Annotated in this window: 12 protein-coding genes; 11 read left to right on the top strand and 1 reads right to left on the bottom strand. The window is 67.0% G+C overall.

The genetic code is table 11. From position 1 onward, the window contains the following. Positions 1-35 precede the first annotated feature (35 nt). Positions 36-1412: a cysteine--tRNA ligase gene (gene cysS, locus V3B41_RS09005; protein ID WP_329860747.1), complete on the bottom strand. Its 1377-nt coding sequence runs from the start codon at positions 1410-1412 to the stop codon at positions 36-38. Between the two features lie 188 nt (positions 1413-1600). Here cysS and V3B41_RS09000 point away from each other — a divergent pair, with 188 nt between their 5' ends. The 11 genes from V3B41_RS09000 to V3B41_RS08950 all read left to right on the top strand — a co-directional run bounded on the left by V3B41_RS09000 (position 1601) and on the right by V3B41_RS08950 (position 12897). Continuing rightward, on the top strand, positions 1601-2164 hold the full coding sequence (locus V3B41_RS09000) for a hypothetical protein (RefSeq protein ID WP_329860782.1): 564 nt from the start codon (positions 1601-1603) through the stop codon (positions 2162-2164). Positions 2165-2483: 319 nt separating this feature from the next. Further along, positions 2484-3494 (top strand): N-acetylornithine carbamoyltransferase, encoded by a 1011-nt coding sequence (locus V3B41_RS08995; protein ID WP_286073917.1) that lies wholly within the window; start codon positions 2484-2486, stop codon positions 3492-3494. 62 nt (positions 3495-3556) lie between these two features. Then, the gene (locus V3B41_RS08990) at positions 3557-4750 is read left to right on the top strand and encodes an argininosuccinate synthase (protein WP_329860743.1); all 1194 of its coding nucleotides are present in this window, start codon (positions 3557-3559) and stop codon (positions 4748-4750) included. Between the two features lie 132 nt (positions 4751-4882). After that, the gene (locus tag V3B41_RS08985) at positions 4883-5971 is read left to right on the top strand and encodes an acetylornithine deacetylase (protein ID WP_295548686.1); all 1089 of its coding nucleotides are present in this window, start codon (positions 4883-4885) and stop codon (positions 5969-5971) included. 25 nt (positions 5972-5996) lie between these two features. Continuing rightward, a complete protein-coding gene (locus V3B41_RS08980) occupies positions 5997-7325 on the top strand; it encodes an acetylglutamate kinase (RefSeq protein WP_329860741.1) in 1329 nt (442 codons plus the stop codon). A 3-nt stretch (positions 7326-7328) separates the two neighbouring features. Further along, positions 7329-7931, top strand: a complete 603-nt coding sequence (locus V3B41_RS08975) for a GNAT family protein (RefSeq protein WP_049429615.1) — start codon at positions 7329-7331, stop codon at positions 7929-7931. After that, positions 7928-8881 carry an N-acetyl-gamma-glutamyl-phosphate reductase gene (gene argC, locus V3B41_RS08970; RefSeq protein ID WP_329860738.1) on the top strand — a complete coding sequence of 318 codons (954 nt, stop codon included), beginning with the start codon at positions 7928-7930 and terminating at the stop codon, positions 8879-8881. The genes V3B41_RS08975 and argC overlap by 4 nt, the downstream gene beginning before the upstream one ends. Positions 8882-8901: 20 nt before the next feature. After that, positions 8902-10197, top strand: coding sequence for an argininosuccinate lyase (argH, locus tag V3B41_RS08965; protein ID WP_295548681.1), 1296 nt, complete (start codon positions 8902-8904; stop codon positions 10195-10197). Next, positions 10197-10460: a YciI family protein gene (locus V3B41_RS08960; protein WP_010486652.1), complete on the top strand. Its 264-nt coding sequence runs from the start codon at positions 10197-10199 to the stop codon at positions 10458-10460. Before argH ends, V3B41_RS08960 begins: the two co-directional genes overlap by 1 nt. An 11-nt stretch (positions 10461-10471) precedes the next feature. Continuing rightward, a complete protein-coding gene (proB, locus tag V3B41_RS08955; RefSeq protein WP_329860735.1) occupies positions 10472-11629 on the top strand; it encodes a glutamate 5-kinase in 1158 nt (385 codons plus the stop codon). Continuing rightward, positions 11626-12897, top strand: a complete 1272-nt coding sequence (locus tag V3B41_RS08950; protein ID WP_329860733.1) for a glutamate-5-semialdehyde dehydrogenase — start codon at positions 11626-11628, stop codon at positions 12895-12897. Before proB ends, V3B41_RS08950 begins: the two co-directional genes overlap by 4 nt. Positions 12898-13003 lie beyond the last annotated feature (106 nt).

Here is a 13003-nt window from a genome sequence, read left to right as displayed (position 1 = left end):
GCGTGGCCGGCGGACCGGCCACGGGGCAGGGCAGGTCAGCCGCGCTTGCGCGACCAGCGAACGCCCTGCGGGGTGTCATCCAGCACGATGCCTTCGGCGGCCAGCTGGTCGCGGATGGCGTCGGCACGGGCGAAGTCACGCGCCTTCTTGGCCGCAGCGCGCTCGTCGATCAGGCCCTGGATGCGGGCATCGTCGCCGTCATCGCCGGCGGCGGTACCGAACCACTGCGCCGGATCGGCCTGCAGCAGGCCCAGCGCCAGGCCGGCGCCGAGCAGCTCGCCCTTCAGGCGCGCCTGTTCGGCCTTGTCGGTGGCACGACGCGCCTCGGCGGCGATGCGGGCCACTTCGGCCAGCGCCTGCGGGGTGTTCAGGTCGTCATCCAGGGTCGCCTCGACGCTGGCCGGGATCACCGCGCTGGCTTCGATCGACGCCAGTTCGCGCAGGGTGCCGTACAGGCGGTCCAGGGTGCGCACCGACTGCTCGATCAGGCCATCGGACCAGTCCAGCGGCTGCCGGTAATGGGCCGACAGCAGCGCCAGGCGCAGGGCCTCCGGCGGATGCTGGCGCACCAGGTCATGCACGCGCTCGATGTTGCCCAGCGACTTGCTCATCTTGGCGCCGCCGAAGTTGAGCATGCCGTTGTGCAGCCAATAGCGAGCGAAGATCCTGCCGCCATGGGCGCATTCGCTCTGCGCGATTTCGTTCTCGTGGTGCGGGAACTGCAGGTCGACGCCGCCGGCATGGATGTCGATGGTCTCGCCCAGATGGGCGGCGGCCATCGCCGAGCATTCGATGTGCCAGCCCGGGCGCCCACGGCCCCACGGCGATTCCCAGCCGGGCAGGTCGTCGGTGGAGGGCTTCCACAGCACGAAATCGCCGGGATCGCGCTTGTAGGGGGCGACATCGACACGGGCGCCGGCCAGCATCTCTTCCGGGTCGCGGCGTGACAGCTTGCCGTAGCCGTCGAAACTGGCCACCGCGAACAGCACGTGGCCCTCGGCGGCATAGGCATGGCCGTTGGCGACCAGCTGCTCGATCATGGTGATGATCTGCGGCATGTGTGCGGTCACTTCCGGTTCGATGTCCGGCGGCACCACGCCCAGCGCGGCCATGTCTTCACGGTAGGCGGCGGCGAACTTGTCGGTGATGGTGCTGATCGGCACCCCCTGCTCGCGCGCGGCGGTGTTGATCTTGTCGTCCACGTCGGTGATGTTGCGGGCGTAGCGCAGTGTGCCGAAACGCCGCCGCAGCAGGTCGGCCAGCACCCCGAACACCACCGGGCCGCGGGCGTTGCCGATGTGCACGTAGTTGTAGACCGTGGGGCCACACACATACAGGGTCGGACAGGCCGGATCGAGCGGGGTGAACGGTTCGAGCTGGCGAGTCAGGTTGTTGTGCAGGCGCAGGGTCATGGGGCTGTGGCTGGGGGACAAGCCTGTGATTTTAGAACGTGTCGGCCCCCTTTGGGGACGCCGATTGCCACCGGTGGACGCCGGCTCCACCCAAGGTGGGGTGGGCAGGAGCGGCGTGGACGGGTAATGTTCAGCCCCTTGCGCTCGTCACTGCCTACACTATTGCCGTGTCCTTGCTCCCGTCGCCACTGAAATCCACCGCGTTGCTGACCCTGGCCTGCCTGTCGGCGACGGCCGCCGTGGTCCAGGCGCAGGAGGCCGAGCCGCGCAACCGGGTGGTGATCGTCGAGAACGTGAAGTTCGACTATGCGCAGGTGCTGAACGTCGAGCCGGTGTTCCAGACCCTGCGCGCAACCCGCACCGAGGAGCATTGCGAGCCGATCTCGACCCGTACCCTGGCCCCGGTCAACGTGACCGGTGAAGAGCCGGTCGAGGACAAGGGCCGGATCAGCCGCTTCTGGGACTCAGTGCGCTCGATGTTCAAGCGCAGTGACGAGGAGATCCCCGAGGAGGCCGCGACGGAGACGCCGGCTCCGGCGCCAGCCAACAACGGTCCGATGCTGACCCGCGACTGCCGCATCGTGCCGGTCGGGCGTGAATTCCGCCGGCCGATCGCCTATGACGTGGATTACGTCTACAAGGGCACCAAGTACCGCTCGCGGCTGCCGGAAGACCCCGGCAACCGGCTGAAGATCCGTGTCTCGATCACCCCCTGGGTGGGCCCCGAGCAGGGTGCCGCCGGCAATCCCTGATTCCGTGGCCCCAGCCCCTTGCGCCGGCCCCGGCCGCATGCAAAGATTGTCGGCCATGAAGCTCACCGACTTCCAGCACGACAGCAGCGCAGCCCGACAGGCGTCGGGCATGACCTCGCGTGCCCGTCGACCGGAACCCCACATTCTCGCTGGGTAACCGGAGCTTTTTGCTGTTCGTCCGAAAAAAACCCAGCCCGCCGGCTGGGTTTTTTCGTTTACGCGTTCTGAAAGCTGCAACTGCAATCTTTTCGTTCCACCTTTGCTTCCTGCTTTTCCCTTCCACCGCGCCGGACCCGGCGCTGCCACGCAAGGAAAGATGATGTCCCCCAAGCACTTCCTGAACACCCAGGACTGGAGCCGCAGCGAACTCGACGCGCTGCTGACCCAGGCCGCGCTGTTCAAGCGCAACAAGCTCGGCGACCAGCTCAAGGGCAAGTCGATCGCGCTGGTGTTCTTCAACCCGTCCATGCGCACCCGCACCAGCTTCGAACTGGGCGCGTTCCAGCTCGGCGCCCACGCGGTGGTGCTGCAGCCGGGCAAGGATGCGTGGCCGATCGAGTTCAACCTCGGCACGGTGATGGACGGCGATACCGAAGAGCACATCGCGGAAGTGGCCAAGGTGCTGGGCCGTTACTGCGACATCATCGCTGTGCGTGCGTTCCCCAAGTTCCAGGACTGGGCCTACGACCGCCAGGACATCGTCCTCAACAGCTTCGCCAGGTACTCGCCGGTGCCGGTCATCAACATGGAGACCATCACCCATCCGTGCCAGGAACTGGCGCATGTGATGGCCCTGCAGGAGCACTTCGGCACCCAGGACCTGCGTGGCAAGAAGTACGTGCTGACCTGGACCTACCACCCCAAGCCGCTGAACACCGCCGTGGCCAATTCGGCGCTGACCATCGCCACCCGCATGGGCATGGACGTGACCCTGCTGTGCCCGACCGCCGACTACATCCTCGACGACCGCTACATGGGCTGGGCCGAGCAGAATGTGGCCGAGAGCGGCGGTTCGCTGAAGATCAGCCATGACATCGACAGCGCCTACGCCGGCGCCGACGTGGTCTACGCCAAGAGCTGGGGCGCGCTGCCGTTCTTCGGCAACTGGGAGCCGGAAAAGCCGATTCGCGACCAGTTCAAGCACTTCATCGTCGACGAACGCAAGATGGCGCTGACCAACAACGGCGTGTTCAGCCACTGCCTGCCGCTGCGCCGCAACGTGAAGGCCACCGACGGCGTGATGGATTCGCCGCAGTGCATCGCCATCAACGAAGCCGAGAACCGCCTGCACGTGCAGAAGGCGATCATGGCCGCGGTTGCCGGGCGCTGATTTTTTTCCGATTTAATCATTCCGCCGGGCACGGCCCGGCGCTACCAGGACATACCCTCCCCATGAGCAACAAAGACGTCGTTCTCGCTTTCTCCGGCGGCCTGGATACCAGCTTCTGCGTGCCGTACCTGCAGGAGCGTGGCTACAACGTGCACACCGTGTTCGCCGACACCGGCGGCGTGGATGATGAAGAGCGCGATTTCATCGAGAAGCGTGCCGCCGAGCTGGGCGTCACCAGCCACGTCACCGTCAATGGTGGCCCGGCCATCTGGGAAGGCTTCGTCAAGCCGTTCGTGTGGGCTGGCGATGGCTACCAGGGCCAGTACCCGCTGCTGGTGTCGGACCGTTACCTGATCGTCGATGCCGCGCTGAAGCGTGCCGCCGAACTGGGCACCAACATCATCGCCCACGGCTGCACCGGCATGGGCAACGACCAGGTCCGTTTCGACCTGGCGGTGAAGGCGCTGGGTGACTACCAGATCATCGCGCCGATCCGCGAGATCCAGAAGGAGCACACCCAGACCCGCGCCTACGAGCAGAAGTACCTGGAAGAGCGCGGTTTCGGCGTGCGCGCCAAGCAGCAGGCCTACACCATCAACGAGAACCTGCTGGGCCTGACCATGTCCGGCGGCGAGATCGACCGTTGGGAAGCCCCGGGCGAGGGTGCGCGTGGCTGGTGCTCGCCGCGCAGCGAGTGGCCGGAACAGGCCCTGACCGTCACCCTGAAGTTCGTCGAAGGCGAAGCCGTTGAACTGAACGGCAAGGCGCTGCAGGGCGACCAGATCCTGGCCCAGCTCAACAAGCTGTTCGCCCCGTATGGCGTTGGTCGTGGCGTGTACACCGGCGACACCGTGATCGGCCTGAAGGGCCGCATCGTGTTCGAGGCCCCGGGCCTGGTCTCGTTGCTGGCCGCACACCGCGCGCTGGAAGATGCCGTGCTGACCAAGCAGCAGAACCGCTTCAAGCCGGACGTGGCGCGCAAGTGGGTGGAGCTGGTGTACGAAGGCTTCTACCACGACCCGCTGAAGACTGACATCGAGGCCTTCCTGAAGTCCTCGCAGGCCAAGGTGAACGGTGAAGTGGTGCTGGAAACCCGCGGCGGCCGCGTCGATGCGGTGGCGGTGAAGTCGCCGCACCTGCTCAACACCAAGGGTGCCACCTACGCGCAGTCGGCCGACTGGGGCGTGGAAGAGGCGGAGGGCTTCATCAAGCTGTTCGGCATGAGTTCGACGCTTTACGCGCAAGTCAACCGCTAAGCGGTTGACCACGCATTCCACCTCAACCCCGCGCCGTTGGCGCGCCCCCTTGAACAACAAGGGGGCTCTCCACCAGACGCATTCCGGTAGCGCCGGGCCATGCCCGGCGGAATCCCACAGGATTGTTGATTCATGCTTGAACAGACGCTCGATCACCTGCAGGCCCTGGTGTCCTTCGACACCCGCAACCCGCCGCGTGCGATCACCACCGGCGGCATCTTCGATTACCTGCGCGACAACCTGCCCGGCTTCAATGTCGAGGTGATCGACCATGGCGCGGGCGCGGTCAGCCTGTACGCGGTGCGTGGTACGCCGAAGTACCTGTTCAACGTGCACCTGGACACCGTGCCGGACTCGCCGCACTGGAGTGCCGACCCGCACGTGATGCGGCGCCTGGACGACCGCGTGGTCGGCCTGGGCGTGTGTGACATCAAGGGCGCGGCCGCTGCACTGGTGGCCGCAGCCAATGCCAGCGACGGTGACGCGGCATTCCTGTTCTCCAGCGACGAGGAAGCCAACGATCCGCGCTGCATCGCCGCGTTCCTGGCCCGCGGCATTCCGTACGAAGCGGTGCTTGTGGCCGAGCCGACCATGAGCGAAGCGGTGCTGGCGCATCGCGGCATCAGCTCGGTGCTGATGCAGTTCGCCGGCCGCGCCGGGCATGCCTCGGGCAAGCAGGATGCCGCCGCCAGCGCGCTGCACCAGGCGATGCGCTGGGGCAACCGTGCGCTGGACCATGTCGAATCGTTGGCGTCGGCGCGCTTTGGCGGGCTGACCGGCCTGCGCTTCAACATCGGCCGCGTCGAAGGCGGCATCAAGGCCAACATGATCGCGCCCACCGCCGAAGTGCGCTTCGGTTTCCGGCCGCTGCCGTCGATGAACATCGACGCGTTGCTGGCCACCTTCGCCGGTTTCGCCGAGCCGGAAGCGGCGGTATTCACCGAAACCTTCCGCGGCCCCAGCCTGCCGGCCGGCGACATCGCCGAAGCCGAGAACCGCCGCCTGCTGGCGCGCGACGTGGCCGATGCGCTGGACCTGCCGATCGGCAACGCGGTGGACTTCTGGACCGAAGCCTCGCTGTTCTCGGCCGGTGGCTACACCACGCTGGTGTTCGGCCCGGGTGACATCGCCCAGGCCCACACCGCCGACGAGTTCGTGACGCTGGACCAGCTGCAGCGCTACGCCGGCGCCGTGCACCGCATCATCGCCGCCGGCGCCTGATTCTTTCCTTTCCGACGAAACCGAAATGTCTCCTGCCCTCCAGCCCCATCGCCAGACCCGCCAGACCATCGTGCGCCTGCTTTCCAGCATGGCTAGCGCGAAGGAGATCAGCCAGTACCTCAAGCGCTTTTCGCAGCTGGATGCCAAGCGCTTCGCCGTGGTCAAGGTCGGCGGCGCAGTGCTGCGCGATGACCTCGACGCACTGACCTCCTCGCTGTCGTTCCTGCAGGAAGTCGGCCTGACCCCGATCGTGCTGCACGGCGCCGGCCCGCAGCTGGATGCCGAGCTGTCGGCGGCCGGCATCGAGAAGCAGACCGTGAACGGCCTGCGCGTGACCTCGCCGGAAGCATTGGCGATCGTGCGCCGAGTGTTCCAGCAGTCCAACCTGCGCCTGGTCGAGGCGCTGCAGCAGAACGGCGCGCGCGCCACTTCGATCACCGGTGGCGTGTTCGAGGCCGAGTACCTGGACGTGGATACCTACGGCCTGGTCGGCGAGGTGAAGAAGGTCAACCTGGCGCCAATCGAGGCCAGCCTGCGCGCCGGTTCGATCCCGGTCATCACCAGCCTGGGTGAGACCGCCGGCGGCCAGATCCTCAACGTCAACGCCGACTTTGCCGCCAACGAGCTGGTGCAGGAACTGCAGCCGTACAAGATCATCTTCCTGACCGGCACCGGTGGCCTGCTGGACGAGGCGGGCAACGTGATCGATTCGATCAACCTGTCCACCGAGTACGACCATCTGATCGCGCAGCCGTGGATCCACGGCGGCATGAAGGTGAAGATCGAACAGATCAAGGATCTGCTTGATCGCCTGCCGCTGGAATCGTCGGTGTCGATCACCCGTCCGGCCGACCTGGCCAAGGAACTGTTCACCCACAAGGGCTCGGGCACGCTGGTGCGCAAGGGCGAGAAGGTGCTGCGCGCCACCGTCTGGAACGAACTGGACCTGCCGCGCCTGAAGGGCCTGATTGAATCCAGCTTTGGCCGCACCCTGGTGCCGGACTACTTCGAGAAGACCAGACTGCTGCGCGCCTATGTCAGCGAGAACTACCGCACCGCGGTGATCCTCACCGATGAGGCCGAAGGCGTGTACCTGGACAAGTTCGCCGTGCTCGACGACGCGCAGGGTGAAGGCCTCGGTCGTGCGGTCTGGAACGTGATGCTGGAGGAAACCCCGCAGCTGTTCTGGCGCTCGCGGCATGGCAACCCGATCAACCATTTCTACTACGCCGAATCCGATGGCTGCTACAAGCAGGATCAATGGAAGGTGTTCTGGTTCGGTGCCGATGGCATTGATCGCATCCGCACCTATGTCGACCACTGCGCCAAGCGCACGCCAAGCCTGCAGGGCTGAGCGATGAGCAACCCCGACGCCTGGAATTCGGTACCCACCCTGCGCGGCCAGCACGTGATGCTGCAGCCGCTGCAGATGGAACACGTGCCCGGCCTGCGTGCTGCGCTGGACGGCAGCGGCCTGGACCAGCTCTGGTATACCCAGGTGCCGTCGCCGGAGCGGGCCGAGGCCTATGTGCAGGCCGCGCTGCAGGCGCAGGCCGAGGGCAAGGTGCTTCCGTTCGTGATCTGCGATGCCGCCGGTGAGATCATCGGCAGCACGCGCTTCTACGACATGGATGCGAGCGTGCCGAAACTCAGCCTCGGCTACACCTGGTACACGCCGCGCGTGCAGCGCACCGGGGCCAATACCGAAGCCAAGCTGTTGCTGCTGCAGCACGCCTTCGAAACGATGGGCTGCATCAGCGTGGTGCTGGAAACCAGCTGGTTCAACACCACTTCGCGCGCCGCCATTGCCCGCCTCGGCGCCAAGCAGGATGGCGTGCTGCGCAACCACAAGCGGCATGCCGACGGCACGCCGCGCGACACCGTCATCTTCTCCATCATCGATGCGGAATGGCAGGGCGTGAAGCGCCACCTGCAGTACCGCCTGGACAGTCACGCATGAACGATTCGACTTTCACCCTGGGCATCGTCGGTGCCCGCGGCCATACCGGCGCCGAGCTGATCAAGCTGGTTGCCGCCCATCCGCGCCTGGAACTGGCCTTCGTGTCCTCGCGCGAACGCGCCGGGCAGCGCCTGTCCGATCACCATCCGGAATTCCAGGGTGAACTGCAGTACGAGAACCTGGACGCCGACGCGGTGGCCGCCAAGGGCGTGGATGCGGTGATCCTGGCCCTGCCCAATGGCCTGGCCGCGCCGTTCGTGGCCGCGCTTGAGGCAGCGAAACCGGACACCGTCATCGTCGACCTGTCGGCCGACTACCGCTTCGACAAAAGCTGGTACTACGGCCTGCCGGAGCTGACCCGCGGCCGCTACAACGGCCGGAAGCACATCAGCAATCCGGGCTGCTATGCCACTGCGATGCAGCTGGCGGTGCATCCGCTGCTGGACCTGCTGGCCGGTCCGCCGCAGTGCTTCGGTGTCTCCGGCTACTCCGGTGCCGGTACCACGCCGTCGGACAAGAACAACGTCGACCTGCTGGCCGACAACCTGATGCCCTACGCGCTGACCAACCACGTGCACGAGCGCGAAGTGTCGGTGCAGCTGGGCGTGGCCGTCGAGTTCATGCCGCACGTCGCCCCGCATTTCCGTGGCATCACGCTTACCGCCAACCTGTGGCTGAACCAGGTGCAGACCCGCGAGCAGATCGTCGAGCGCTTCCAGCAGGCCTATGCCGGTGAACCGCTGATCGAGGTGGTGGACGAAGCGCCCTGGGTCAGCCGCATTGCCGGCCGCCATGGTGCCCAGGTCGGTGGCTTCACCCTGGCCCCGGGCGGCAAGCGCGTGGTCGTGGTGGCGACGCTGGACAACCTGCTGAAGGGCGCGGCCACCCAGGCCATGCAGAACCTCAACCTTGCGCTGGGCATCGACGAACTGACGTCGATCCCGCACTGAACCCGCCTTCCGGAGCCCCCATGGCAGACCTTCTTTGGCAGAAGCCCGGCGTCGCCGTCGACGCCCAGATCCAGACCTTCCTCGCCGGCGACGACGTGATCCTCGATCGCGAGTTCTTCCTGCATGACATCGCCGCCAGCGCCGCGCATGCGCAGGGCCTGCAGCACATCGGCATCCTCAGTACCGACGAGCTGGCTGGCCTGCTGCGCGAACTGGAGATCCTGGCGCAGGACTTCCGCGAAGGCCGCTTCGTGCTGGATACCCAGTATGAGGATGGTCACTCGGCCATCGAAGCGCGCCTGACTGAACGCCTCGGTGATGCCGGCCGCAAGATCCACACCGGCCGCAGCCGCAACGACCAGATCCTGGTGGCCACCCGCCTGTGGCTGAAGGAAAAGCTGCAGCGCGTTGCCCAGCTCAGCGCCGAAGTGGCAAAGGTCGCGCTGGACCGTGCCCAGGCCGAGAAGGACCTGCCGATTCCCGGTTATACCCACATCCAGCGTGCCGTGGTGTCCTCGGCCGGCATGTGGTGGGCGGGCTGGGCCGAGGCCTTCATCGACAATGCCATCCGTGCCCGCGACACCCATGCGCTGGTCGACGCCAATCCGCTCGGCACGGCTGCCGGCTACGGCGTGAACCTGCCGCTGGACCGCGAGCACACCACCGCCGTGCTCGGTTTCGCACGCATGCAGATCTCGCCGATCTACGCGCAGCTGTCGCGGGGCAAGTTCGAGCTGGCCGCGCTGGAAGCACTGGGTGGTGCCACGCTGGACCTGCGCCGCATTGCCTGGGACCTGTCGCTGTTCACCAGCGCCGAGTTCGGCTTCGTCGCACTGCCGGCGCAGTACACCACCGGCAGCTCGATCATGCCCAACAAGCGCAACCCGGATGTGATCGAGCTGATGCGCGCCACCCATGCCAGCGTCGCCGCCGCGCGCACCGAGATCGAGCAGCTGCTGTCGCTGCCGTCGGGCTACCATCGCGACCTGCAGTCGTCCAAGGGCGCCATCTTCCATGGCTTCGGCCGTGGCCTGGCCGCGCTGGAGCTGCTGCCGGCGCTGCTGGCCAATCTGGAGTGGCGTGACGACAGGCTGCGCGCAGCGATCGACTCGGGCATGTATGCCACCGACGTTGCCGTGGAAGCGGCCGTGGCTGGTGTGCCGTTCCGCGAGGCCTACAAGGCCGCTGCGGCCGGTGCCGACAGTGCAGGGCAGGGGCGCACGCCGGAAGGCAGCCTGGCCGCTCGCGTGTCGCCGGGTTCGGCAGCCAACCTGCGCCTGGATGAACTGCGCGCGCGCTGGCAGGCGCTGTCCTGATGGCGGGCACGGTCTACCTGGTGTTGGCCATGCGCCGGCCCGGTTTCAATGCCGCCGCCGTGCAGCCGCATCGTGACTTCCTCGATGCGTTGCAGGCGCAGGGAAAGCTGCAGCTGACCGGCGGCTTCGCCGATGGCAGCGGTGGCGCCTATGTGCTGTGCAACGTGGACAGCCTGGCGCAGGCACAGGCCATCGTCGCCACCGATCCGCTGGTGACGATGCAGGCCTCCGACCTGACCGTGCACGAATGGAACACCCGCTGAGGCCCTGACCGATGACCCTGCATGCCAGCCACGTCGCTTCGCCGTTCCCGGAACAGGCGCTGCCGCCGTGGCGGCGTGCGGTGCTGAAAGTCGGCAGCAGCCTGTTGGCGGCCGACGGCGGTGGCCTGTCGCCACGCCATGCGCTGGGCCTGGCGCAGTTCGTCTCTGCCAATGTACTGGCCGGGCGTGAGGTAGTGATCGTATCGTCCGGCGCGGTCGCTGCCGGGCGCGCGATCCTGCCGCGGGCCGATGAGCCCGGCGCGGCGATGGCGGCGCGGCAGGCGCTGGCCGCGCTCGGCCAGGCCCAGCTGATCGGGCTCTGGCAGCGCTTCTTCGAGCGCCCGGTGGCGCAGGTGCTGCTGACCCATGACGACCTGCGCAACCGCCGCCGCTACCTCAACGCCCGCGCCACCCTCAACGAACTGCTGCGGCTGGGCGCGTTGCCGGTGGTCAACGAGAACGACACCGTGTCGGTGGACGAACTCAAGCTTGGCGACAACGATAATCTGGCGGCGACGGTGGCGGCGCTGGTCGATGCCGATGCGCTGTTCATCGCCACCGACATCGACGGCCTGTACAGCGCCGACCCGCGCTCGCATGCCGACGCACGGCCGCTGCACGACGTTGCGGAACTGAATGATGAAGTGCTGGCGATGGCGGGGGGCGCGGGATCACGTACCGGTACCGGTGGCATGCGCACCAAGCTGGAAGCGGCAGCCAAGGCGGGTCGCCTCGGCATCGAGACCTACCTGTTCAATGGACGCAGTGGCGAGGTGGTGCGCGCGCTGGCACAGGATCGCCTGTTCGGCACCCGCATCCACGCCGCGCGCAGCCGCGAGGCCGCACGCAAGCACTGGCTGCGGCACGCACCGCTGGCCGAAGGCGCGATCCTGATCGATGCCGGTGCGGCACAGGCGATGCGCGAGAAGGGCGCTTCGCTGTTGCCTGGCGGCATCACCGGTGCGGAAGGGACGTTCCGCCGTGGCGACATGGTGCAGGTGTGCTGGGACGCATCGCAGGGGCGCGTATGCATCGCCCGCGGTGTCAGCCAGTACGCGGCCGACGACGTGCGCCGCATCGCTGGCCGCCATTCGCGCGACATCCAGGCCGTGCTCGGCTACAACTACGGCGGCAGCGTCGTCCACCGTGACGACCTGGTGCTGCCATGACCGCATTGAAGGATATTCCGATGAGTGACATCGAAGCGCAGGCGCGGGCCTGCCGTGACGCGGCCCAGGTGGTCGCCGGTCTCGACAGTGACGCCCGGCGCGCGCTGCTGCTGGCGATGGCACAGGCACTGGAAGTGAACGCCGGGCTGATCCTGGCCGGCAACGCGCGCGACCTTGCCGCTGCACGCGGGAAAGGCGTGGGCAGCGCCATGCTTGATCGCCTGGCACTGGACCCGCCGCGCCTGTTCGCGATGGCCGAGGCCGTGCGCGAAGTAGCCGGATTGCCAGATCCGGTCGGCCAGGTGACCCGCGATGACGTACGCCCGAACGGAATCCGCGTGCAGAAGGTGCGCGTGCCGCTGGGCGTGATCGCGATGATCTACGAGGCGCGCCCGAACGTGACCGCCGAAGCCGCCGCGCTGTGCCTGAAGGCTGGCAATGGCGTGATCCTGCGCGGTGGCTCCGAAGCAATCCATTCCAACACCGCCATCGCCCAGGCGCTGGCGGGCGCACTCAAGGCCAACGGCGTGCCACCGGCCGCGGTGACGGTGCTGACCGACCTGCGCCGCGAAGCGATGCTGGAATTGCTGCAGCTGCACGAGCTGATCGACCTGGCGATTCCGCGTGGTGGCGAAGGCCTGATCCGTTTCGTCGCCGAACACGCACGGGTGCCGGTGATCAAGCACTACAAGGGCGTCTGCCACTTGTTCGTGGATGCCAGTGCCGACCTTGGCAAGGCCATCGATCTTCTGGTGGATGGCAAGTGCAGTCGTCCGGCCGCCTGCAACTCACTGGAGACCCTGCTGGTGCACCGTGATGTGGCCGAAACCCTCCTGCCGCGCGTGGCGCAGGCACTCGGTGAGCGCGGCGTGGAGCTGCGCGCCGACGCGGCTGCGCAGCCGTTGCTGCCGGGTAGCACCGCAGCCACCGATGCGGATTACGCCGCCGAGTTCCTGGATCTGGTGCTGGCCGTGCGGGTGGTGGATGACCTCGATGCGGCCATTGCGCACATCCGCCGCTATACCTCCGACCATACCGAAGTGATTGCGACCGAAGACGCCGGCCACGCCGAACGCTTCGTCAACGCGCTGCGTTCGGCGGTGGTGATGGTGAATGCCTCATCGCGCTTTTCCGATGGCGGCCAGCTCGGCTTGGGCAGCGAGATCGGCATTTCCACCACACGGCTGCATGCCTACGGCCCGATGGGATTGGAGGCGCTCACCGTCGAGCGTTTCGTGGTGCGTGGCGAAGGGCAGACGCGCAAGTAGATCCACGCCGTGCGTGGATGCTCTTCGCGGTAGACCCCGGTGCCGACCAAGGTCGGCATCTACCAAAGCAAGTGCCGACCAGGGTCGGCACCCACCGGGTTGTCGG

The sequence above is a fragment of the Stenotrophomonas sp. SMYL89 genome, from assembly GCF_036319985.1.
In the GTDB taxonomy this organism is placed as follows: domain Bacteria; phylum Pseudomonadota; class Gammaproteobacteria; order Xanthomonadales; family Xanthomonadaceae; genus Stenotrophomonas; species Stenotrophomonas maltophilia_Q.
This window is presented reverse-complemented; position numbering and strand designations above follow the sequence as displayed.